The sequence below is a fragment of the Nitrospirota bacterium genome (assembly GCA_016214845.1).
GTDB lineage: Bacteria > Nitrospirota > Thermodesulfovibrionia > UBA6902 > UBA6902 > SURF-23.
The window spans coordinates 64,659-87,666 of record JACRMS010000036.1; the positions used below are offsets into that span (position 1 = coordinate 64,659).

The window sequence follows — 23,008 nt, forward strand, 5'->3', positions numbered from 1 at the left end:
AGACGATGAGACTGTTTATATTTTTTATCTCGGCATACGGACTGGCGAACCTGTATATATTTTTCAAGCTGTCGTATTTATTCAAAGCCGGCACAACCGCGGGCATCGTGACAGGCCTGTGCATTTTGTTTATGGCGTTGTCTCCTGTGCTGATACATTTCTACAGCATGAGGGGGAATGAAAAGACGGCACGAACCTTCGCATACACAGGCTTCATGTGGGTATCGCTTCTCATAGTCTTCTTTCCGCTTGCGCTGCTGCTTGAATTTTATAATTTCATAATGCTGCGTGGTGATGTTCTGTTCGGGCGGGATCTGAGTTCAATTGCGGTTTCACCTTTTTATACTTTTTTTGCTCCGCTTTGCATCTCGGCTGCCGTAAACGTTTACGGAATTTATGAGGCGAAAAACCTGAAGGTCGAGAAGCTCACAGTAAAAACTTCAAAGCTCCCGGAAGGAGTTGGCAAGATCACGATAGCTCAGATCTCAGACCTGCATCTCGGAATGGTCATCAGGGACAAAGCCCTGAATAAAGTAATCAGATTGATCGAAGGCGTAAAGCCTGACCTGATAGTCTCCACAGGAGACCTTCTTGACGGAGTAGTAAGTCATGTTGATTATCTCTCGGATAACCTGAAAAAGCTCCACGCGAGGCTCGGCAAGTTTGCCGTCATCGGCAATCATGAGTTTTACGGCGGGTTGAAACATTCGATAAAATTCATTGAGACCTCCGGGTTTACCATACTCAGGGGGCGCGGGATTACAGTGGAAGGCATTATCAATATCGCAGGCGTGGATGATCTTAATGGAGACACGAATAAAGATCACAATGGACCGGAAAAAGAAATTCTGTCCAAACTCCCTGATAATATTTTTACCCTACTGTTAAAACACCGCCCTGAGATAGACAGCGGCAGCTTTGGTCTTTTCGATCTTCAGCTTTCAGGGCATACTCATAACGGGCAGATATTCCCCATCAATCTCCTCGCGCCTTTCATATTCGAGCATCACACAGGTTTTATTAATCTGTCAAAAGGCTCCGCCCTGTATGTAAGCCGTGGCGCAGGCACAGCGGGGCCGCCGGTGCGTTTCCTTTCTCCGCCGGAATTGACTATTATAGAGGTGGTTTCGGAACAGAAGGCAACATGATAATGAAAAAACGCATAGCGATCATATCAATAATCGTACTGCTGATAATTGCGGGAATATTTATTTATTCTCTCCTGAAAGAAAAACCATTGGAGAAAATTGTGACCACGGGAATCGTTGAAGGCACTGAGGTAAATCTTGCCTCAAAGATATCAGGAAGGATCTCAGAGATATGCTGCAGAGAAGGCGATGCCGTTCAGAAGGACGCAGTTGTTATCAGCCTTGTCAGTGATGACCTGAAGGCGGCAGTTGAGCAGGCAATTGCGTCATTGGAAAGGGCAAAGGCAGATGAAAGAAGCGCAGCCGCTATGATAGAAAGTTCACGCGCGGACCTGAATGCGGCAAAAGCCGATGTGAAGAACAGGGAGGCTGATGTTGAGAAGTCGAAGGTCCAGATGGATGACGCAAAAAAACAGATGGAGCGCATGACGTCGCTCTTTGAAGAGAACCTGGCGTCACAGGCTGATGAGGACAGGGTCGTGACGGCATATGGGTCCTCAAGGGCGGCGTATGAATCATCCAGGGCGGGACACGAGGCCTCGCTCTCCCGCGTTGAACAGTCATTGTCGCAAATAAATTACTCGCAGACCCTGCTTTCATCCGCAAAGGCAAGGCTCAAAGAGGCGGAGGCCGCGCTCTCCATTCAGAAGGCGAGACTTGATGACACGGCAATAAAGACGCCTATTTCAGGGACTGTGGTATTCAAGGCGATGGAGGCCGGAGAATTTGCCTCACCCGGAATAACGGTCCTTACGATAGTTGACATGCAAAATCTATGGGTGAGGATCGATGTTGAGGAAAACCTGATCGGGCATATCAGGGCAGGCAGTGAGGCCCGCGTCACTGTTGAAGGGATGGAAAAGAAATCGATCAGCGGCAGGGTCTATAAGATCGGCAGGTACGCGGAGTTTGCAACTCAAAGAGACGTCCGCCAGGGGGTGCAGGACATCAAGACCTTTCATGTGGAAATACGGGTTGAGGACAACGGGCAGGTTTTAAAACCAGGCATGACAGTGAGTGTCGAGATACCGGTCAGGAAATAGAAGGGAGTAAGCTGTCCTTATGGTATCGCAACTTCTTTTTCGTTCATGACACTTGAGAGCATGTTGAGGACAAATTCCTTTGCGTCAAGGATTTCAATAAGTACGGGCTCGCCGTCATGTGAAAAGTGGACAATAACCTGTCCTTCCTCTTCAGCATAATCAATCGGCTTGTCTGAAAGTTCTACCATGAGCGCATCAACATCTTTGCTGTATCTAATCTTTCTCATACCGTGACCTCCTTCCGGGATAAACAGTTATTGCCAGAATCCTGTCTGCTTGTTCCTCATAGACAACTCTGAGGACATGTTCATCATCCAGCCTTTTCTGTGCAATTAATCTGTTCTTATAGCCTGTTCCTATTTTATCAGGAAATCTTATTATATCGTCAACTTTTTCAAGTGAAAGGTCAATGCCATGAGCTTTGAGTATATCGATTTTCAGTAACAGGTGATCGCTGTGTTTTATATCTACCATTATAACGATTTACCCCGCTTCCTCCACCGCGCCCATTGATCTGAATTTTTCATAGCGCTCTTCAAGCAGCAGGTCAACGGGCTTCTTCATCAAGTCGGTGAGACGGTTCTTTAACACCTTTACTACCGCTTCCATTGTCTCCGGGTAATCCCGGTGCGCGCCGCCGACCGGTTCGGGGATGATCTCATCAATTACTCCGAAGCTGTACAAGTCCTGCGCGGTCATTTTCAGTGACTCGGAGGCCTTTTCATATTCTCCCTGGCCAAGCTCTGTGCCGTTCTTTTTCCACAGGATCGCGGCGCAGCCTTCAGGCGAGATAACCGAATACACTGAATGCTCAAGCATGAGCACTGCGTCTCCCACCGCAAGCGCGAGCGCGCCGCCGCTGCCGCCTTCGCCGATCACGGTTGCGATGATCGGTGTCTTTATCATAAACATGTCAAGGAGGTTCTTTGCTATGGCCTCTGCCTGTCCCCTTTCCTCAGCGCCGATACCGGGATACGCGCCGGGTGTGTCGATGAAAGTAAATATCGGCCTGCCGAATCTCTCGGCGAGCTTCATTATCCTGAGCGCCTTCCTGTACCCTTCAGGGTGGGGCTGGCCGAAATTCCTTTCGATCCTCTCTTTTGTGGAGCGTCCCTTTTGATGTCCGATAACAGCGACAGGGATGCCCTGGAATTTCGCGAACCCGGCGACTATCGACGTATCGTCAGCGAACCGCCTGTCGCCGTGCAGTTCGATAAAGTCTTCCATAATGAGCTTTGTATAATCGAGCGTGTACGGCCTTTCGGGATGACGCGCGATGAGGGTCTTCTGCCAGGGGGTTATTTTTGCGAATATGTCCGCCCGGAGGTCCTTTGCCTTTTTCTCGAGCTTTTTTATCTCGGAAGTTATGTTCATGTCCTTGCCGTCAGCAAGGCGCTTGAGTTCCTCTATTTTATTTTCCAGTTCTGCGACCGGACGCTCAAAGTCAAGATAATAATGCATTCACTAACTCCTAATCCGGCATAGCCGGAGAAAAAATATTTTTTTTACCACAGAGGGCACAGAGTACACAGAGAAAAACAACGAAATATTTTTAAAAATTTTAAAATTTCTCTCTGTAACCTCCGTGTTCTCTGTGGTTAATTCTTCTTTTTATTTTGTAATTTTTAATTCAATACCGCTGTCCCTGCACCCAGAAGGTTTTCCGTCTCGGCGATCAGTTCTTTTGAAGGCATTACCTGCCTGCCGGTAAGTAAGACCGTCTCCCAGTTTTGCGGCGAGATTATTTTCAGGTACACAGGGCAGTCTCCGGTGTATCTTGAAAATACCTCATTCAGTTTCGGGAGGGTCTCCGGCTGAACAGTGCTTTGCATCGTCAGCACAAGCGCTTTATACTGCGCGGTTGTCAGCTTCGGAGCTGGCGCGGGAGGGCTTTTCTTCTGGCGGTAATTCCCGTTCCTGGGGTTCCCGCTTCTTGAATCGCTGACGTTTTTCAGCTCTCCGGCAACATCGGGGTTTTCTATAGAGACGATCTTCTTTGCGATGACCTTTAAACCCTTGTCCGTCTTGTCGGTGTACCCGGAGATAATTACAGGCGAGTCCTGGGTCATTACAGCCTGCGCTTCCTGGTAAACATCAGGGAAGACCACAACCTCGAGCGTCCCGAACAGGTCTTCAATTGTCACGTAAGCCATCAGGTCCTTGTTCCTGGTCTGTATCTGTTTTATCTCCCTTACAAGCCCTCCGATATTAATGTCCTGCCTGTCTTCGGTCTCCTGAAGCTCATGCGTAGGCGTTATGGAAAGCTCCGCGAATTTCTCTTTGTATTTGTTTAAGGGATGCCCGGTGATGTAAAAGCCGAGGGCCTCTTTCTCCATCATCAGGCGTTTTGATTCGTCCCATTCATCAACCTCGGTCATGCGCGGGGCAATCGGCTGCTGCTCGTCAAAGAACATGCTTGCCTGTCCCGAATTTTTCTCCTTCAGGGAACGCATCGCCGCGTCCATCACATTTGGGAGATTATGCATCAATTGCGCGCGCTTGCCTAATGAATCCATCGCGCCAGCCTTGATGAGGCTTTCAATGACCTTCTTGTTCACGCGCCTGGAATCCGCCTTTATGCAGAAATCAAAGAAGGAGTCAAATTTACTGTCGCCCCTGGTCTCGATGACCGCGTCAATCGCGGCGCTGCCCACGCCTTTGACAGCCTCAAGCCCGAAGCGGATCGAATTGCCGATGACCTTGAACTCCCTCGTGCTTTCGTTGATGTCAGGCGGGAGGATCTCGATGCCCATGTCCCTGCATTCATTTATGAACGAAACGACCTTTTCAGTGTTGTCCATGTCAGTGCTCAATGAAGCGGCCATGAACTCGACCGGGTAATGCGCCTTGAGATAAGCGGTCTGATACGCAATGAGCGCGTACGCGGCTGAATGTGATTTATTAAAACCGTATTCAGCAAACTGGAGTATTAAACCGTAGAGCTTCTCCGCCTTCTCGTCAGAGACCTTGTTCGCCTTCAGCCCTCCGATGAACGTGGTACGCATCTTCTCCATTTCATCGGGGTTCTTTTTGCCCATGGCCTTTCTTAAAATATCAGCCTGCGCGAGAGAGAAATCAGCCATCTTGTGGGCGACCTCCATGACCTGCTCCTGGTAGAGGATTATGCCGTGCGTCTCTTTTACGATCTCATTTAATTTCGGCAACCCGAGTTTTGACAGGGAGCCGGTCTGCTTTTTACCGCCGGCTTTTTTCCCATCGATAAATTCCTCAACCAGCCCGCTGCCCAATGGGCCTGGCCTGTAGAGTGCGACAAGCGCGATCAGGTCCTCAAACACGTCGGGCTTCAATCTCGTAAGCAGGTCTCTCATGCCTGAACTTTCAAGCTGGAATATGCCGCCTGTCTTTGCAGCGCACAGAAGCTCATATGTCGCCTTGTCGTCAAGAGGGATGGTCCGCACAGAAAAAGGCGCGGAAGGCTGAGCAGTACTGTTTATAATTTTCTCTGCCTTGTCGATTACGGTAAGCGTCTTCAGCCCGAGGAAGTCGAACTTCAGCAGGCCGAGGTCGTTTATCGCGTTCATGTCGAACTGCGTTGTTATCGCGTCTTCGTTAGGGAGCTTGTGCAGGGGAAGAAAGTCGGTAAGCGGCTCAGGAGAAATGACTATGCCTGCCGCGTGAGTTGACGCATGGCGTGAAAGGCCTTCAAGCGTCTGCGCGATATCAAGCATTTCTTTTATCTCAGGCCTTGTGTCATATATTTCCTTGAGCTTGGGCTCCATGCTGAGGGCGGATTTTAAACTTATCTTCGCAACCATCGGGACGAGCTTTGCCACCTTGTCCACTTCCGAATAAGGAATGTTCATGGCCCTTCCAACGTCCCGGATCGCCGCGCGCGCCTGCATGGTCCCGAAGGTTATTATCTGGGCGACGTGGTCTTTCCCGTAGAGGTTAGTTACGTATTCAATGACCTCTCCACGCCTGTTCATGCAGAAGTCCACGTCGATATCAGGCATGCTGACTCTTTCAGGATTGAGAAATCTCTCAAACATCAAACCGTATTTGATCGGGTCAATGTCCGTAATATCCAGGCCGTACGCAACAATGCTGCCTGCGGCGGAGCCTCTGCCTGGGCCGACAGGTATGTCCTTGCTCTTTGCGTAATGAATAAAGTCCCACACTATCAAAAAGTAAGAGGAGAACCCCATCTTCTCGATCATTGCAAGCTCGCGGGTGAACCTCTCCATGTAGTTGTCCGGGATGCTGCCGCCCAATTTCTTCTTCAGGCCTTCCTCGGCAAGATTTCTGATATAGGTTGTCACCTGCTCGCCGTTAGGGACTTCGTATTTCGGCAGTCTGAATTTGTTGAAGGTGAAATCGAGATTGCACTTCTCAGCGATCCACTTTGTGTTATTGATCGCATCGGGGATGTCCTTGAAGGCCTCTTTCATTTCCTGCGGGCTTTGAAAATAAAAAGTGTCCGAGGAGAACCTCATCCTGTCCGTATCATTCAGCGTCTTTCCAGTCTGAATGCACAGGAGCACCTCATGCGCCTTGGCGTCTTCCCTGTTTAAATAATGGCAATCATTCGTTGCGACAAGAGGGATATGCAAATCTTTGCTCAATTCAATAAGCAGCTTGTTGACGGCCACCTGTTCAGGCAGGCCGTTTGACTGGATCTCAAGATAGAAATTCTCCGCGCCGAGGATGTTTCTGTATTCAAGCGCTGCCTCGCGCGCCCTGTCAATATTGCCTGCCAGAAGATTGCGCGGTATCTCGCCTTTCAGGCATGATGAGAGGCCGATGAGCCCGCCGCTGTACTGCGCGAGCAGGTCCTTGTCTATCCTCGGCTTGTAATAAAAGCCTTCGAGATACGCATGGCTGACGAGCCGCGAGAGGTTTTGGTACCCGCTGATGTCTTTGCACAAAAGTATGAGGTGGAAAGACGATTCGGTGGTGTCGGTCGACGCGCCCTTTTTTTCAAAGCGGCTCTTGGGCGCAATGTAAACCTCGCAGCCGATTATGGGCTTTAACCCCGCCTTTGAAACCTTTTTATAAAATTCTATCGCGCCGAAAAGGTTCCCGTGGTCGGTCATGGCAACAGCAGCAAGATTATACTCCTGTGCCTTTTTTACCAGATCTTCTATTTTTATCGCACCATCGAGCAGACTGTACTCGGTGTGCAGATGCAGAGGAACATACCCGGAATGCATGTCAAAATTTTAGAACATTTCGACATGTTAGTCAAACGCAAAAAGTCCTGAAAAAAGTTATTGACAGGTCAATAATCGTACAACTATAATTAATCACTTCTTTCTAAAATCTTGGGACTAAAATGAGGGGGCGATACATGTCTTCTAAAATGCGGCAGACAAAAAAATCTTCTCCCTGTCAGAAAAAATAAGCTGGCAAGAAAGTGTTTGTGTAAACACACAACTGCAACGTTATCGTTTTAGCATATAGCCGGATAGTCTTTTTGTTGTGGGAATAGTTTTTTGACGAATTACTAACGTAGGCGGAGGAAAAGAATGGAAAGACTCAAACGAAACGCGTTGTTGTTTTTAATTTTGTCAGCAGTATGCCTCATCGGCTGCGCCTCGACCGCGCCGCTGCCGGCAAATATTACTTTTATTGCTCCTTCGCCTAATATCAGCCCTCAATTGTCCGCTTTCTTTGGAGTTTGGAAAGGGAAGTGGCATTCGTCCCAGGATGTTACTTTAGTCATTGAAATGGTGGACAGTAATTATGCTGATGTTATTTTCAGTGTTGGGGCCCTTGCTGCCAGCGGTATAACTCCTCAAAATAGTTTTTATTATATGAGAGGCGAGGTGATAAGTGATTCAGCTATTGGATGGGCTACTGCCAATGGCAACAGATTTGTCTTTGAGATGCAAACTGGATCTAATGAGATTAAAGGATATTTTGTTGAGGGTTCAACAGGAGCGAAAGTCATTGCAAATATGGTCCGGGTTAATGTCGAAGAATTAGCAAACGTAAAAATCCATAAATATCCTTATGTCGAATATACTCATCCGGCAAAGAGCAGCAAGGAATTTGCTTATGATAATAATATCTGCTGGAGAGAAGCTGAAAAAGAAACAGCATTATTATCACCTGATATTAGAAGATATACCGTGTGGGAGAAACTTGATCTCTGCCTGCGTGATTTCGGATGGAAGCCCGTAAAGAATGATTCACAGGCAGATGTTCAACTTTAAAATTGGGAACACCCAATTAGTTTCAAAAAAAACTTAACTGATTTCCCATCTATACATTGATTAGAATTAGGGACACATCCCGTATTTTCATTATCAACCAACTTTTTAATTGAGAAATACGGGATGTGTCCCTGGTTACCCTCTTCCGCTTCTTCTCCTGATACGTCTTGTAGCTCCTGTACTTCATAACTTCCCTCCTTTTGAATTTTTTTCGTGACAAACAACAACGGGGAAGTTTATAATTATTCACTTAGCAATTTCCGGGTCCTTTATACTTTTCCTGCTGCGTAGTATAGATATCGTTGGGCGTACATAATTAAAACTTCATGAGTCTGCGAGCGTGGCGATAGTATGAATATGAATATTATAGGCTTAGTACTTGGATGGATTGCAGCTCCAATTCTCTTATTGATATTTCTATATATCGCTAGGAATGGAGCAGAATATGACATGCATAAAAGAAAATATGCAGCTATATCTAATAACAATCTAAGAGTTATATCTTCGGGAGGTACGTTCCTTATCAAGTTTATAATTCCTACTCTATTGATAGGCGCAAGCCTTTTCTTTCTTGCGATAATTATTCCGGTCTATCTTAAAAGTAAAATTATGGGCATGGTACTAATTATTCCATTGTTAATAATTTATTTATTAAAACCCTTCAAGCTTGCCGCAATTAAGCGAGTTGCGATAGATGATAAAAGTATATTCATATCGAACTATATAAAGACGATATCTATCCCTATCACAGAGATTGACAATGTAAAACAGGTTTATATTTATATGCATTGGAGACAGGACAATCGATATATAGTTCTCCGACTTCTTAGTGATACTGCGATGGGGAGAGAAATTATATTTAAGCCATTACTTCAGGAATTTATTTTTAATGAGGACGTACACCCGTTGATCGCAGAATTAATAAGCTTGCGAGACGATATAAGAAACAACGCTCAATAACGCGCTGCAGTGAAATCGAACCACACGGCGCTTTTTGGGCAGGTAATATTTTGAGATTTGCAAATTAGTTTTATTGCTCGGTGAAGTCATTCAGTGGTTCGATTCACTGAGCTTAGCGTTGAAGCTGTAGAAAAAGGCCTCTCTGAAAAATTGCGAGAGGTTGAGCAAAAAAACGGATGCTCAGAATGCGCTGTATTGAATGATCTCGATCGAGGCAAGGGTTTATGATTCCCAAAATCAAATTGATTTTTCGAACTGGAGACTTATTCTACAAGCTCGTTAGGCATATAAATCATGAAACATCTTTCTGTTAGGTTTATGAGGTAATAATGGTACCACGGTCAATTCGCCGAGATATGAACACGCTGGAAATGTCTATTTCTTCGGAAGTGTTCTTATGCCGATTGTTCGGTCATTCTATGTGGAACATACATGGTATCAGAAGTCAAAAAACATGGAAAAAGATACAAAAGAGAATTTATGATATTCTTAAAAAAGCGATTGAACTAAATGTTAATAGTGATATTTTTCATAAGTCACGCTTAGATAGCTATCTTGGGCAATTTGAGAGAGCTTGTGATTCAAAAGAAAACACTGACATTGATATAATTTTCTCGCTGACAGCGATTATACTTGAATTGCTCGGGGGTGTACCGGATTACACGAGCAGAAAAGCCTTAAACAGACATTCGGATTATTTACTTTCTGGCCTGCGGAGTATCCAGTATTATCAGACACCCTATCAAAAAATGAGAACAATTATCGAAGCGGCGCACTTTAAGCCATATTGCGATTATCACAAAAGTGATGATTTGTATGATGTATATGTTTCGGAATATAACGGAAATTCTATAGGATTTCTAAACTGGTATCGAAAGAAGTATCCGAATGTATATTCTGAATTATTTTAGCTGAGTAATTACTATTTTGATCTATGTAGCTATCTTTAAAAATGCCTAACACTTATAAGGCCTCCAGTTGTCAAGGGGCAAAAATCACCCGTCATGTGAGCGATACAAAAAACATACTCTGACTTAATTTCAAATAACTTACCAAACAACTCGACATACAATGACAACTCAGGAAAGCACGAAAATATTTCGCCATATCATTCCGAACTATGATGAAATCACTTTATTCGCGATGGGGTTTACATGTGGTCTATTGCTGATCGCAGGTATTTTTTCCGCCAATTGGCAAATATCCAAACCTCTCTCAAGGGATGATCTTAACTTCTTTGTTTTGGCTGCCCTCTTCCTGACTGGCCTTGTATTTTCCATTTACCATGCATTTACTGTCCGTCCCAAGAAATCTTTTGAGAAGCTGCTCATGCTATTTTTTGCAGTAATTCTCAATGCGGCCAGTGGAATCATGGCTGGAACATATTTTCTTAAAGACGCTCAAGGCTGGCTCGTTATTTTCCCCATTATAAACATAATAGATGGCGCGCTTCTGCTTATCATGTTAAGAGCACGCATCATTAATGAGGATAATATAGACGACGAGAATGCAGCACGCAGGCAAGTTGCCTTCACCGGGGCTTTGATTATTATTCTCTTTACTGTTTGCCAATTCATATTTGACCTTTTATGGATGCAGACGCTTTCTATTTGCGTTGTATACTCCAGCAATCTGAATCGAGGGGTACAGACATTAATTGCGCGACTGCTGTCAAGATATCGATTCGCGTAATAAGGGATCTTTACCCTGTCTGATGCTTCTCCTTCGCCGGATCAATTCCCACGATTCTCTTCCCTGAAATCTGTTGCTTCCGCTCTTGATACTTCTGATACGCTTTCTTTTCATGCTTCCCTCCTTTTGAATTATTTTCGTGACAAACAACCACGGGGAAGCTTATAATTATTCACTTAGCGATTTCCGGGTTCTTTTTACTTTTCCTGCTGCGTAGTATAGATATCGTTAGGCTTGATACAAACTGAGGAACTGTGATAATGAGGAAACATTTTAGGATTATTCAAAAACTATCATTGATAGTAATACTTATTGCTACATTCAGTGCATGCAGTAGTGGTGGAGGTGGTGGCACTAATGATGGGAACAATATTCAAGACAGCTCTTCTTCACTCCATTGGGCAAAATCATATGGAGGATATGAATATGATTATCCTTCTTCAATACAACAGACAAATGATAGTGGATTTATAGTTGCAGGCGCAACTCGATCTTTCGGCGTCGGGTATGATGATATGTGGATATTGAAATTAAGTTCTTATGGTGAGATTGAATGGCAGAAATCATATGGGGGTTTTTATATTGATGTGGCTAATTCAATAAGACAAACAATCGATGGCGGATATATCGTTGCTGGATATACATACTCTTTTGGAAGTGATTTCTGGATACTCAAACTGAACTTTGATGGATCAATTGCATGGCAGAAAGTTTATGATGGCTGTCTTGGTAGCGAGGCAATCTCTATTTTACAAACTTCAGATGGGAACTATATTGTAGGAGGCAGGACGTGTCTATCTTCTACAACAGATATTTGGTTGTTGAAGCTTGATTCAAGTGGTTCAATCATATGGCAGAAATCTTACGGAGGGGAAGAAAATGATTCTGTTAGTTCGATAATACAAACTATTGATGGAGGATTTATCATATCTGGAAACAGTGAGTCATTTAGTTATGGTAGTGGGCCCTGGTTGCTTAAACTTGATTCAAGGGGGGATATTGAATGGCAAAAGTCTTATAGAGAATTAGGAATTAATTCTTATGCAGAGGTAGTTGCACAAACGAGTGATGGTGGCTACACACTTTCGGGTGAGACAGTTCTTAGAGGCGGCGACCTTCTTGTCATGAAACTTGATTTAAATGGGGACATATTATGGCAGAAGTCATACGGAGGAGATTATTTAGATGGTGGTTCATCTGTGTCAGAGACAAATAGTGGTGATTACATTGTATCAGGGATAACATATTCTTTCAGTGAAGGTAGTTCTGACATTTGGTTGCTGAAATTAAACTCAAGTGGTGACATCATTTGGCAAAAGACATATGGCGGAACCGAGAGGGATGTGGCTACTTCGATGCAGTATACACAAGATGGCGAGCTCGTGATTGCTGGATATACTTGGTCTTATGGCGTTGATCAGAGAGATTATTGGATATTACGCCTTGATTATGAGGGTATGATTTCAGACTCTAATGCTGGGCGAAATTCATCCGCAACAGCACAGAATACTTCGCTGGTGGCAAGTGATACCACTATTGTACCAACTGACTCAGCAGCATCTATCACTGATACTACGGTGATTGGTATAAATACTAACGCTACTATTCGGACACAGGTTGCAGACTGAATAGCCTAACACTTATACCTTTAGACGATTAGAAGTCAAGGGGCAAAGATCACCCGTCACGGATTTTGAAAAAATCCGTCATGCGAGCGATACAAAAAACATACTCTGACTTAATTTCAAATCAGCGGCATCCAGACCTTATTCTACAGGCATGATTCCGGTCTCTCCGGGACCATGCCTGTCTGCGTCAAACATATATGGACCAACTTATAGTAGTGTCGGAATAGGGGCAGACTTGCTTATTGATATTCTAAAAAAAAGATGCATTGATAAAGTGACGCATGGCGGGGAACCGGGGATGGAATTTGAAAGGCGGAAGCTCAGCTCTTATTCCACAAGTCGCAATATCCCCATAGCTGGTATGGATTAATATTTATTTTAAGCTGTTCTTTCAGGATAACATCTTTGATAGCGTATTCCTCTTTGCTGCAATCCCTTTTTACCGGACTTAGAAACATGTTGCCGTTTGCCTTCACGACGCTGTGAACAACCGGAAGGTGGGCCTTTTCACCCCTGTGCGTGACTACGCCGATCTCGCCATTTGCAAGCCTGACAATAGTCCCCGGAGGATAAATTCCCACTAATTTAATACACATGTTTACTATGTCGGCTGCCGTGCGCTTCCCTGCGTTCAGGTAGAGCTCCCGCATCGCTTCCTGGGGCGTTAAAGAAGAACGATACGCCCGGTTTGAAACCGCTGCGCAATAATGGTCGCCAACCGCAATGATCCGCGCGGGTTCAGGGATGGCATTGCCGCTAAGCCCTGACGGGTATCCGCCGCCATCTATTGCTTCATGGTGATGTAATACGCCGTCTATCCAGGCCTGTTCCGTCACACCTGTTAAACATAATGTCTCCACCCCGTGTTCCGGATGGTCCTGTATTGCCTGTCTCTGTTCATCGGTGAGCGGGTCTTTTTGAGAAAACAACTTCTCCTGTATATTCAACATGGCAATATTAGAGGTAATGGCAGCGGCAAGCAGTGCCAGCCGGTCGCTCTCCTGCCATTTGAGGTTTCTTGTGATGAGTTCACAGATGATCGCGACGTGAACTGGGTGCTTAATCGTATAGCTGTATTCCATACCCAAAAAAATATTGCCTATGCATGCGTCTTCATCAAGGTCGCAGGCATCCATTATTTTTTTGCACAAGTTTGACACGTTGTTTAAAAATCCGTCTGTGGCCCCGTCAGTAACGTTTTTAAACAATTGCTCCAAATATATTTTTGCAAGATCAAGCAGCTCAAAAGGCGAGTGCGCCGCTTTTATAATAGAAGCAGAATCATCTCTATTTTGACCTTCAAGATGAAACAGTCCGCGGTTAATAAGGGTTTCAAGCTGTCTCGCCGACTCAATGATCTGGCCTTTTCTCAGCAGCAATATCCCGCTTTTGTCAAAGGCATTCCACGGGATAGGCTTGCCAACGGTAATATCTCCATTTTTTACACTAATAAATTCCATAGAGTCTAGCCTGCCGGCGTAGCCCGATTTATATATCGGCATTTTTGGGTGAAAATTTAAATGCAGGGTCATGTTGCCTTGCCTTGTAGACTGAAAACTGCGAGCATTTAATAAAAAGGAAGTGATGTGACAGTTACCTTAACCCTGCTCAGGCGCAGGGACAGAATCTTTCCCGATCTCTTTAAGCAGGGTTATCTTTGTCCCGCCGGGCACGGTTTCAACTTGCAGGTCATTAAGGTACGATTTGATGCGGTTGCAGTCATTGTCCTGCAGGACGAAATCCTTCCGGGGGATTGCAACTTCGGCGAAGAAGGTATTTTCTTTTAATCTGAATTTCAGGTTGCAGTTTTCAGAGGCAGGCTCACTGGTCCCGATAACATTTGCAAACAGGTCGGACAGCGCGACCTGCAATTGCCCGACAACATGCGGCGGCATATTGAAACTCTTCCCCATGCTTTCGACAGCCCTCAGCGCTACCAGCACCGACTTCGGTTCAGCGGGGATCGTCATGTCGTAGGACGGCGAGGTGTCAACAACTCTCACCTGCTGACGTTTGTCTCCCATGAGCGCGTCTTTGATCTTGACCGATTGCGATTTTTCTATTTCCCTGAGATACAGCCCCTTGATGACATCGATCAATATTTTATCGTCAACGGGCTCGGTCTCGCTGAAGGCGGTCTCAACCACTCCGGCATTATGAAGGAGATTCATTACGTGTTCGAGGTCTTCATGCCCGATGGAGAGCGCTTCAGAAAGGTTTGATGAGCCAGCGTCCGGACCGCTTTCATAGAGATGATCGAGCACCCTGAGGGAAGGTTTCCGGAGATCGAATTGCGGTATGTAGGTTTTTAATATTGACGTCCAGTACTTGAATGTTTTCCCCCTTGTGATCTCATTGAAATATACGAGCCAGAGATCATCCGGGGAAAATAAGCTGCCCGCCTGCCGCGCGGCCTGGATGAAATTTTTAATGTAGAAGGGGTTCCCGTCAAACAGGTCAATGAAGTCATCCAACTCGGTCCGGACGTTCAACCCGTACGTCTGGCTGAGCGCGGCAAATAACTCCCTGGTGTTGTCATGTCCCAGCCCGGTCAAGTTGAACAGTTCGAGGTATTCGCCGAATAACGTGTCTTCAAAGAACATCCTGTCAAGCTCTGATTTGTTGCCTGAGAAAATATGGGGGGTGTAACGGAATTTCACCGGGACTTCAAAAAGCGTCCAGTAATGCCTGTTGCCGTCAACCGGATTAAGTTCACAGAATTTTCTTATCTTGTGGAAATCGTCTATCATCACTATCACCGGCAGCCCCGTGCTCAGGTAGCAGCGGGACGGCGCTGAAACGGCAAACGAGAACAGCTTCAGGGGATCGCCGCTGTCTTTGATGCGCGTGTAATCATTAACGAGATCAACCGCCCACTGCGCGCCCGACTCTTTCGCGAAGCGCGTCAGGTCTTCCAGGGAATAGATGCAGGCGTCTATCATGGCCAGATTTTTTTTCAGGAAGGCGAGGTTCTGAAGGATGAAGCTGCAGAGATAATCCTTGGAGAAATTCTCTGTTGAAGTAAACGCCGTCTTGAAAGTATAAAAGAAAGGGACTGCTTCATTCTGGTCGTTAAAAAGATGGTAGTAGGCCTGCCTTAAAAGCTCGGTCTTGCCGATGCCGTTCCTGCCTGATAGGAAAATGCCTGTGGCATCGCCTGATCTCGCCTCCCGGTAAATATTGCGGAGGATTTCAAGTTCATGGTCCCTGCCGAAGAAATTTTTAACTGTAAACTGTGATGGCATAGTTATTTAAAATGCAAAATTAAAAATATGAAGATCGCAATCTTCCCTGACCTTGAGTTCTATTTTAATTTTTCACAAGTAGACTACCTTGTCTCCTCCTCCCCTTTTGGCAAGATAAAGCGCCTGGTCTGTTTTCTCCAGGAGCTCTCCGATAGATGACGCGTCATCGGGATATGTGGTAAGTCCCATGCTCACGGTGACCGGTATTTCCAGGGTCTCCTGGTGCAGGGCCTTGTCGATCTTTTCCTTCAGACGGTGTGTAATATGTATGGCATCGGTCTTTGTGGTCTGCGGGAATATAGCGACGAATTCATCGCCGCCGAACCGCGCCGCTATATCGACGTTTCGCAGGGATTTTTCCATGATGGTCGCAAGGGCCTTTATTAATTTATCACCCAGTATGTGGCCGAAGGTGTCGTTATACTCCTTGAACTTATCCATGTCGAGCATCATAAAGCTGAAGGGATGCTTGTACCTGTTGTAACGCGTGATCTCCTCTGAAAGCCTCGTGTTGAGATACCGGCGGTTATAGATGCCGGTGAGGGGGTCCGTTATGGACAGCTGCTTAAGCTCTTCAGTCTGTTTATACAGGAGGCTCCGTTCAATGGCGATCGCGGCGTTGCTTACAAAAGATTGCAGCAACTTCAGGTCTTCATCAGTAAAGGCGTCGCCCCGGATCTTGTCCGATACATTGATAACGCCTGTCACCCTGTCTTCGATCTTTATCATTATGCTGATAAAGGACTTGGTCTTGTAATGTGACCTGTTTTCCCGCTTGACCCTCGGGTCTTTCTCTATATCCTCGACAAGGAGGGGTTCGCCGCTCTCAATGACCTTTCCCGCTATGCTTTCTTCTTTTTTGAGCCGCATCTTCTCCTGCACGGCATCGTCAGCTCCCTTTCTGGCCTCTACCACCAACTCGGACGTATCGTGGTCAAGGAGCATGACCGAGCCTTGTTCCGCGTGAAGGTATTGCAGGGTCTTCTCAAGCAATGTGTTGAAGAGCCTCTCTTTGCCTAAAACTGCCGCTATGGAATTTGAAAAGTCCGCGATATACGCGAGCTTCTCGTCAGACCTTTTCATTTTAGTGATCGAAAAACGCAAGTTGTGATTTTCAAGATTCAACTGCAGGTAATCCCTGAAGGCGTTCATTATCTTCAAATCCTCACGGGACAGACTTCGATCGAAAATGCCGATGATTTTTTCAATAGTATCTCCGATGAAAATCGGGAAGAAAAGGAATGAAGATGTTTTTTTGAGCGGCTCTCCCGCTATGTGTTTTTCTGTGCCGCCGGAAAAAACGAAGGTCCTGGTATTAAACATGTTATGCACAAGCGGGCTTTTTGCGTCAAGCTGAAATCCTGCGAGATCATCTTTATATGTCCCGGTACTGTAGGTGCTTTTATAAATAAACTCCGAATGATCAAGCACCATTATGGTTGCTGAGGTTTTACCCAGGACAAACTCGATGGTGTCTAAAATATATCTGTGCAGCAGGTCCGGGTTCTTGGATAGTGTCGCAAATGTATGACTGTCAAAAAGCGATGTCATGCGGAGGAGCTTTTCCTCGACGCGGTATTTTTCGTCAAAGGTGTTCAATAATTTATTTACTGTCAGATACACATAGTTTGCGATAGCGCTTACGGAATCTTCTTCGATAAAATTCAGGGGCATGGTTGCCGGTAAAGGCGGAAGAACAGTTTCTCTTGTGGACCTTAAAAAGTCGAGAAAGGCATCATACGAGGCAAAGCCTCCGATGCCCCTTATATATATTTTTTCATCAAACCGCTCTACCGGGAAAGAAAAATTCATTATTCCGGCGGGGCACTTATAAGTTGACGGTGATTTTGCTTTCAGAGATTCGAACATTAATTTAATACACGAGTCAGAACAACTCAGACTGTCCACTTTAGCTGATTCAATGAATTTGCAGAATTTATTTTCCCCTATAGAGAACAAGTTGATGCCGTCTTCGTCATAAAAATGAAATTCAAAATTCAGTGTCTTTGAGAGGTTGGAGAAATACTCGGACCATTCTTTTGACAACAATAGTTCTGAAAAAGTCATATTATCTTTTTTTATATAGTCAGGCATTGCTGTTATGCTTTATCATGGAATTCATCTAATACCCCAATTTTATTAAGCAATAAGTTAACCACCCCGTAACTTATTGAATTAATTGTTTATCAGAATATCAGGCTATGGTTATAGTGTAATATATTCCGACACGAAATTGTTAATTTTCTCTAATGTTAGCAAAAAAACACTTAAATATAAATAGTTACGCAGTGTCAACTTGCTTTACGCTCATTTGTTAAGTCTTACACTTAAAGGGGTTGTCAGATGCTAAGATATGAAAAAAAGTATGATACAAAATACCATGTTGTAAAACACAAAATCAATCGAGGGACACAGGGAAAGCTATTTGCCTGTAAGTTTTAAAGGATCAAGCAGGCGGTTTGCCTCCTTCTCCTTTAATATTTTTTTCTCGACTGTAATTTGCTTGACGGACTTTCCTGTTCGATAGGCTTCCTTTGAGACTTCAGCGGCTGCGGCATAACCGATGACCGGATTCAGCGCTGTTGCCATCGCGAGGGTTGAGTCTGCAAGTGCCCTGCATCTTTCAGCATCTGCCTTGATGCCGCTCAGACATTTTTCAGTAAATAAATTAATCCCATTTGTCAGGATGTCAATTGCAGAAAGAAGATTATAGGCTATTACCGGCATCATGACATTGAGTTCAAGCTGTGATGCCTGTGTCGCATAAGCGATAGTGGTGTCATTCCCTATCACCTGAAAGCAGATCATGTTGAGCATCTCCGCCATTACGGGGTTTATCTTGCCGGGCATTATTGATGATCCCGGCTGCACAGGCGGAAGCTGGATCTCCGCAAAACCGGTGCGGGGGCCTGAGCTTAATAATCTTATATCGTTGGCTATCTTTGTGAGTGTTATTGCCGTCCCTCTCAGAGAAGCGCTGAGTTCCAGCGCCGGATTAACATTTTGGATCCCCTCAAACGGGTTTTCACAACTTTTGAATTTAATGCCAGTGATCTTTCCGATCTCACGTATAACAAAGCTTTTAAATTTCGGAGCGGCATTTATTCCAGTGCCGACAGCATTGCCCCCGATGGGCAGATACAAAAGAGACCCCATTGCATTAGATACCCTGCGAATGTCTTGATTGACCGCCTCCGCATAACCGCCGAATTCCTGGCCAAGCCTTATCGGGACCGCATCCTGCAAATGGGTCCTGCCTGCCTTCACGATTTTGTCGAACTCCCGGGATTTCGTAGACAATGCCTCCTTTAGTTTTTTTAGTTCTGGAAGTAAGCCTTCACTCACGGCTTCAAAGGATGAAATATATATTGAAGCCGGAATCGTGTCATTGGTCGATTGGGCCATGTTTACATGATCATTTGGATGAATGAGTTTATAATCGCCTTTCCTGCCTTTTAATATTTCGATTGCCCTGTTTGCAATTACTTCATTGGCGTTCATATTCTGGGAGGTCCCGGCACCCGCCTGGTACACGTCAACAACAAAATGCCTGTCATGAACTCCATCGATCACTTCCAGGGCCGCTTTTTCAATAGCTGATAAAATTTTCCTGTCGAGAAGACCAAGTGCGCCGTTTGCCCTCGCTGAGGCAAGTTTAACTATCCCCTGGGCCCTGATGAACCGCCTCGGCAGTTTCAGCCCGCTTATTGGGAAATTATCGAGGGCCCTTTTCGTCTGCGCGCCGTAATAAACATTATCAGGAAGACTGAGTTCTCCCATGGTGTCTTTTTCGATCCTCAATTTTTCATCTCCTTTTGGAATAAAGAAATCCGCAAAATCATGATGGCGACGGAAAAATCATTATACATAAAATCAGGCAGTTTTTGACAGCGGAGTAAATGCTCAATTATAATGTCTGATATGATACCTGCTTATGAAGTAATTATCCGCCTTATTCTCGGCGCTGTTATTGGCGGCATTATAGGTTTTGAAAGAGAGGTGCACGGCAGGGCCGCGGGCTTCAGGACGCAGTTAATTGTCTGTGTAGCTTCAGTGCTCATAATGGTGGTCTCCGAAAACTACTATTACCATATCAAGAGTATCGACCCAACGCTCAGGATTGACCCGGCGAGGATTTCAGCAGGCGCGTTAATCGGCATAGGCTTCTTAGGCGCAGGAGTGATTGTAAAAAGCGGTTTTGCGATCAGGGGACTGACAACCGCGGCGTCTATATGGATCGTCTCCGCTATCGGGCTTGCAATCGGGGGCGGGCTCTATTTCGAGGGGATTGCGACTTCCATAATTACCATCATCGCTTTAATGGCGCTCAGGGCTGTTGAAAGGAAGATAAAATTTTTACGTTACAAAGTAATTACGGTTTCCACGCTCATTACGGCAAACAAGGAGGAGGAAATTACATCCATGCTCTCAAGCCGCGGATTTCACGTCCACTCCATTGATTACGAGAAGGACAAATCAAAGGGTGAAATTATATATGACATCACAGTCTCTACAAGAAATAAGGAAGCAGTAAGACAGATGTTTGCTGAATTGAACTCGACGGAGTTTATAAATACACTGAAAATCAGCGGATGATAATGTTGTGGTTTTGTATTGAAACTGAAGGGCAGATTATTGGACGCTTAAAAGCTTGTTGTAGGGATATCTCCTTAAGAACCCCATAAATTGCTCGACGGTGTGTGAAGGCTCCTTGGACTTCCTGTATACGAGTGAAAAATCTCTTACAAATTTCTCTTCTTTAAAGACCGCTGTTTTCAAACTTCCGTACTTGCATTCTTTTCTGGCTGCCCACTTTGAAAGTATTGAAATACCGAGGCCTTCTTCAACCGCGCTTTTTATTGATTCAGTGCTTCCCATTATTATAGAGATCTTCAGGTTCTGCTGAGTTATTCCGTGCTTTGAAAGATACTTCTCTATAGCTTCTCTTGTCCCCGACCCTTCCTCCCTGAATATCAAAGGCTCTTTTGCGAGTTCCATGATGGAGACGGTGGATTTTTTTGCCAGATGATGATAGGGCGACATTATCAAAACCATTTCGTCGGGGATGAGTTTTTCCAAAATCAGTTTCTGCTTGTTGACCTCTCCCTCAACGAGGCCGATATCAACGCTGCCGGCATTCAAATAATCGACGACGGCTTTAGTGTTTCCTACATGAATATGGACCCCCACCTTCGGGAACCGTCTCTTGAAATCAGATACTACGGTCGGTAAAACGTAATTGCCTATAGTAGAACTTGCGCCGACTGTTATCACTCCTTTTACAAGACCGGTGATCCCGCCTATCTCTTTCTCAGCGGCTTCATATAGAGCGTTTATCTCTTTCGCGTATTTGTAGAGCATTTCACCTGCAGGCGTGAGAGTAATAACACAACCGGAGCGGTTGAATAATTTTGTGCCGTACATTTCTTCGAGAGCTTGTATTTGAAGGCTGACGGCAGGCTGGGTGAGGCGAATGATTTCAGACGCCCTTGAAAAGCTTTTAGTTTCCGCAACTATACAGAATACTTTTAACTTGTGGTCATCCATAGGTGGTAGATAATTTTACTCTTAATGATTTATAAAAGTCAATCGGCGGAATTGCACAGTATTAATATAAATCTGCAAAAAACTTTATCCATTCTGCAATAAATAAAGTTTTCTAATTTTGCTATTATGAATATTGCCTTGAAGAATTTTCAAGGTATTATTATAATGTCTGAGTTTTTGACCCCATTGTAAATTCAGCCGTTTAAATTATCTAAACGGTGTAAATCTACAAACTAAAATTCAATAAAAAGGAGGGTGTATGAGATTATTAGTCACATTAGTATTTCTCATCGCAGTGGTTGCCGTTCCGCTGTCTGTATTTGCAGAACCGGCAAAGACGATCGATGAGCTTGCGGCAATGTACAATGTTGACGCATGTGCTGACTGTCATGAGGATATCCACAAAGACTGGAAAGATTCATGGCACAGCAAGTCTCTCACAGATTCACGTGTCATCAGGACGTGGAGGACTTTTATACTTAACGGCCTTGACAAGGACGGGATGCCGAGGGCGGCGCTGAAGGATACATGCTTAGGCTGTCACGCCCCGCAGATCAAGGACGCTGCGCCTGAAGTTTCAGTCAAAATTGCAGAGTTGATTTTAATAGCTGCAGACGACCCTGACGCGTCAAAGAAAGAAGCCGCAGTGAATGAATTGTCAAAGCTGAATGTTAACTGTATTATTTGTCACAATTTAAAAGCCACACCGGGCGGTAATCCCCAGGCCAAAACCATATACGGCCCTAAAGGAAATGTAGACGCCGGACCACACAAAGAACAGCTTGGGTTTGAGACAGCAAAATCAGATTATCTTAGACAAGCCAAGTTCTGTTCGGAATGTCATCACGGCTGTTCACCGGGTATGACGGCAGAACGCTGCCCGACACTTTGGTTTGCTTACAACGAACACTACTTGACTCATGGCGGAAATAAAACCTGCCAGAACTGTCATATGGACGCAAAAGATTATGGCATGTCGCATAAGTTCCCGGGAATCATGGAAGTTGATTTTGCTAAAACCGGAATAGACCTTACCCTCAATGCTTCCGCAACAGAGTATCTTTATCATCTGGACAACAAGATCGTTCCCGCGGTAATCGTGAATGTTCAGGTTAAGAATACTGCCGGACACGGCATCCCTCATGGTTGAGTATACATACCATCAGCGGCACTGGAAGTGACCGTTAAAGACGAGAATGGAAAGGTATTATATTCAAAATCCGAGGATTACATAGTAAATGACTTTTATATTAAAAAAGCTGACCCTTCAAAAGATCCAATCATGGTTGCTAACTGGTGGTTTGACAGACAGGTGCATCTCCATGAAGGGATAGAACCGGGTGAAGTTAAATCAACATCCTTTGTGGTCCCTCTTGAAAAAGGGGCGAAATCAGCCACAGTGGAAGCCGCCTTTGTATTTCACTATGAAAAAGGCAAGGACGCCACCTGGAACAAGGCAACTAAGAAGATTGAATTCTAACTCAATTCTGTAAAACGATTCGGGCTTTATTCTGAAGGTCTTTGGAATAAAGCCCGATCTTTTTTCGCTCTCGTATTGCAAAAAAATTC

At 45.0% G+C, this 23,008-nt stretch carries 19 protein-coding genes; 10 read left to right on the forward strand and 9 right to left on the reverse strand.

The features are described 5' to 3' along the window. The first annotated feature begins 5 nt into the window (after positions 1 to 5). Both HZB61_13525 and HZB61_13530 read left to right on the forward strand, forming a co-directional pair. Positions 6 to 1,148, forward strand: a complete 1,143-nt coding sequence (locus tag HZB61_13525) for a metallophosphoesterase (protein ID MBI5057629.1) — start codon at positions 6 to 8, stop codon at positions 1,146 to 1,148. Between the two features lie 2 nt (positions 1,149 to 1,150). Further along, positions 1,151 to 2,191, forward strand: a complete 1,041-nt coding sequence (locus HZB61_13530) for an HlyD family secretion protein (GenBank protein MBI5057630.1) — start codon at positions 1,151 to 1,153, stop codon at positions 2,189 to 2,191. Positions 2,192 to 2,208: 17 nt separating this feature from the next. Here the strand turns inward: HZB61_13530 and HZB61_13535 are convergent, their stop codons facing one another. From HZB61_13535 to HZB61_13550, 4 genes are all read right to left on the reverse strand, one after another. Then, on the reverse strand, positions 2,209 to 2,418 hold the full coding sequence (locus HZB61_13535; GenBank protein ID MBI5057631.1) for a DUF2283 domain-containing protein: 210 nt from the start codon (positions 2,416 to 2,418) through the stop codon (positions 2,209 to 2,211). Then, the gene (locus HZB61_13540; GenBank protein MBI5057632.1) at positions 2,405 to 2,665 is read right to left on the reverse strand and encodes a DUF4258 domain-containing protein; all 261 of its coding nucleotides are present in this window, start codon (positions 2,663 to 2,665) and stop codon (positions 2,405 to 2,407) included. Before HZB61_13540 ends, HZB61_13535 begins: the two co-directional genes overlap by 14 nt. 9 nt (positions 2,666 to 2,674) lie before the next feature. Next, complete coding sequence (locus HZB61_13545) at positions 2,675 to 3,652, reverse strand: acetyl-CoA carboxylase carboxyltransferase subunit alpha (protein ID MBI5057633.1); 978 nt, start codon at positions 3,650 to 3,652, stop codon at positions 2,675 to 2,677. Positions 3,653 to 3,816: 164 nt separating this feature from the next. Further along, positions 3,817 to 7,362 (reverse strand): DNA polymerase III subunit alpha, encoded by a 3,546-nt coding sequence (locus tag HZB61_13550; GenBank protein ID MBI5057634.1) that lies wholly within the window; start codon positions 7,360 to 7,362, stop codon positions 3,817 to 3,819. A gap of 315 nt (positions 7,363 to 7,677) precedes the next feature. Between HZB61_13550 and HZB61_13555 the strand changes: the two genes are divergently transcribed. From HZB61_13555 to HZB61_13575, 5 genes are all read left to right on the forward strand, one after another. Beyond that, complete coding sequence (locus tag HZB61_13555) at positions 7,678 to 8,367, forward strand: hypothetical protein (protein MBI5057635.1); 690 nt, start codon at positions 7,678 to 7,680, stop codon at positions 8,365 to 8,367. 357 nt (positions 8,368 to 8,724) lie between these two features. Beyond that, positions 8,725 to 9,327, forward strand: coding sequence for a hypothetical protein (locus HZB61_13560; protein MBI5057636.1), 603 nt, complete (start codon positions 8,725 to 8,727; stop codon positions 9,325 to 9,327). A 329-nt stretch (positions 9,328 to 9,656) separates the two neighbouring features. Continuing rightward, entirely contained in the window at positions 9,657 to 10,238 is a 582-nt protein-coding gene (locus HZB61_13565) for a hypothetical protein (GenBank protein ID MBI5057637.1), read from the forward strand. A gap of 160 nt (positions 10,239 to 10,398) precedes the next feature. Beyond that, positions 10,399 to 11,019: a hypothetical protein gene (locus HZB61_13570; protein MBI5057638.1), complete on the forward strand. Its 621-nt coding sequence runs from the start codon at positions 10,399 to 10,401 to the stop codon at positions 11,017 to 11,019. Between the two features lie 260 nt (positions 11,020 to 11,279). After that, positions 11,280 to 12,647, forward strand: coding sequence for a hypothetical protein (locus tag HZB61_13575; protein ID MBI5057639.1), 1,368 nt, complete (start codon positions 11,280 to 11,282; stop codon positions 12,645 to 12,647). A 320-nt stretch (positions 12,648 to 12,967) separates the two neighbouring features. Here the strand turns inward: HZB61_13575 and HZB61_13580 are convergent, their stop codons facing one another. The 4 genes from HZB61_13580 to HZB61_13595 all read right to left on the reverse strand — a co-directional run bounded on the left by HZB61_13580 (position 12,968) and on the right by HZB61_13595 (position 19,672). Further along, positions 12,968 to 14,107: an HD domain-containing protein gene (locus HZB61_13580; protein MBI5057640.1), complete on the reverse strand. Its 1,140-nt coding sequence runs from the start codon at positions 14,105 to 14,107 to the stop codon at positions 12,968 to 12,970. A gap of 138 nt (positions 14,108 to 14,245) precedes the next feature. Further along, on the reverse strand, positions 14,246 to 15,892 hold the full coding sequence (locus HZB61_13585) for an AAA family ATPase (protein MBI5057641.1): 1,647 nt from the start codon (positions 15,890 to 15,892) through the stop codon (positions 14,246 to 14,248). A gap of 72 nt (positions 15,893 to 15,964) precedes the next feature. Continuing rightward, positions 15,965 to 17,986 carry a diguanylate cyclase gene (locus tag HZB61_13590; protein ID MBI5057642.1) on the reverse strand — a complete coding sequence of 674 codons (2,022 nt, stop codon included), beginning with the start codon at positions 17,984 to 17,986 and terminating at the stop codon, positions 15,965 to 15,967. Between the two features lie 327 nt (positions 17,987 to 18,313). Then, the gene (locus HZB61_13595) at positions 18,314 to 19,672 is read right to left on the reverse strand and encodes an aspartate ammonia-lyase (protein ID MBI5057643.1); all 1,359 of its coding nucleotides are present in this window, start codon (positions 19,670 to 19,672) and stop codon (positions 18,314 to 18,316) included. A 132-nt stretch (positions 19,673 to 19,804) separates the two neighbouring features. Here HZB61_13595 and HZB61_13600 point away from each other — a divergent pair, with 132 nt between their 5' ends. Then, entirely contained in the window at positions 19,805 to 20,488 is a 684-nt protein-coding gene (locus HZB61_13600; protein ID MBI5057644.1) for an MgtC/SapB family protein, read from the forward strand. A 36-nt stretch (positions 20,489 to 20,524) separates the two neighbouring features. Here HZB61_13600 and HZB61_13605 read toward each other — a convergent pair whose 3' ends face one another. Further along, complete coding sequence (locus tag HZB61_13605; GenBank protein ID MBI5057645.1) at positions 20,525 to 21,439, reverse strand: LysR family transcriptional regulator; 915 nt, start codon at positions 21,437 to 21,439, stop codon at positions 20,525 to 20,527. 259 nt (positions 21,440 to 21,698) lie between these two features. Between HZB61_13605 and HZB61_13610 the strand changes: the two genes are divergently transcribed. Together HZB61_13610 and HZB61_13615 are read left to right on the forward strand one after the other, a co-directional pair. Beyond that, positions 21,699 to 22,589: a hypothetical protein gene (locus tag HZB61_13610; protein MBI5057646.1), complete on the forward strand. Its 891-nt coding sequence runs from the start codon at positions 21,699 to 21,701 to the stop codon at positions 22,587 to 22,589. A gap of 27 nt (positions 22,590 to 22,616) precedes the next feature. After that, positions 22,617 to 22,919, forward strand: a complete 303-nt coding sequence (locus HZB61_13615; GenBank protein ID MBI5057647.1) for a hypothetical protein — start codon at positions 22,617 to 22,619, stop codon at positions 22,917 to 22,919. The last annotated feature ends 89 nt before the right edge of the window (positions 22,920 to 23,008 follow it).

Excerpts from the sequence above, each read along its gene's own strand:
- HZB61_13590 (MBI5057642.1), bottom strand. The coding sequence starts at position 17,986 with ATGCCTGACTATATAAAAAAAGATAATATGACTTTTTCAGAACTATTG.
- HZB61_13610 (MBI5057646.1), top strand. The coding sequence starts at position 21,699 with ATGAGATTATTAGTCACATTAGTATTTCTCATCGCAGTGGTTGCCGTT.
- HZB61_13530 (MBI5057630.1), top strand. The coding sequence starts at position 1,151 with ATGAAAAAACGCATAGCGATCATATCAATAATCGTACTGCTGATAATT.
- HZB61_13565 (MBI5057637.1), top strand. The coding sequence starts at position 9,657 with ATGGTACCACGGTCAATTCGCCGAGATATGAACACGCTGGAAATGTCT.
- HZB61_13555 (MBI5057635.1), top strand. The coding sequence starts at position 7,678 with ATGGAAAGACTCAAACGAAACGCGTTGTTGTTTTTAATTTTGTCAGCA.
- HZB61_13605 (MBI5057645.1), bottom strand. The coding sequence starts at position 21,439 with ATGGATGACCACAAGTTAAAAGTATTCTGTATAGTTGCGGAAACTAAA.
- HZB61_13585 (MBI5057641.1), bottom strand. The coding sequence starts at position 15,892 with ATGCCATCACAGTTTACAGTTAAAAATTTCTTCGGCAGGGACCATGAA.
- HZB61_13570 (MBI5057638.1), top strand. The coding sequence starts at position 10,399 with ATGACAACTCAGGAAAGCACGAAAATATTTCGCCATATCATTCCGAAC.
- HZB61_13550 (MBI5057634.1), bottom strand. The coding sequence starts at position 7,362 with ATGCATTCCGGGTATGTTCCTCTGCATCTGCACACCGAGTACAGTCTG.
- HZB61_13580 (MBI5057640.1), bottom strand. The coding sequence starts at position 14,107 with ATGGAATTTATTAGTGTAAAAAATGGAGATATTACCGTTGGCAAGCCT.
- HZB61_13560 (MBI5057636.1), top strand. The coding sequence starts at position 8,725 with ATGAATATTATAGGCTTAGTACTTGGATGGATTGCAGCTCCAATTCTC.
- HZB61_13525 (MBI5057629.1), top strand. The coding sequence starts at position 6 with ATGAGACTGTTTATATTTTTTATCTCGGCATACGGACTGGCGAACCTG.
- HZB61_13575 (MBI5057639.1), top strand. The coding sequence starts at position 11,280 with ATGAGGAAACATTTTAGGATTATTCAAAAACTATCATTGATAGTAATA.
- HZB61_13535 (MBI5057631.1), bottom strand. The coding sequence starts at position 2,418 with ATGAGAAAGATTAGATACAGCAAAGATGTTGATGCGCTCATGGTAGAA.
- HZB61_13600 (MBI5057644.1), top strand. The coding sequence starts at position 19,805 with ATGTCTGATATGATACCTGCTTATGAAGTAATTATCCGCCTTATTCTC.
- HZB61_13595 (MBI5057643.1), bottom strand. The coding sequence starts at position 19,672 with ATGGGAGAACTCAGTCTTCCTGATAATGTTTATTACGGCGCGCAGACG.
- HZB61_13545 (MBI5057633.1), bottom strand. The coding sequence starts at position 3,652 with ATGCATTATTATCTTGACTTTGAGCGTCCGGTCGCAGAACTGGAAAAT.
- HZB61_13540 (MBI5057632.1), bottom strand. The coding sequence starts at position 2,665 with ATGGTAGATATAAAACACAGCGATCACCTGTTACTGAAAATCGATATA.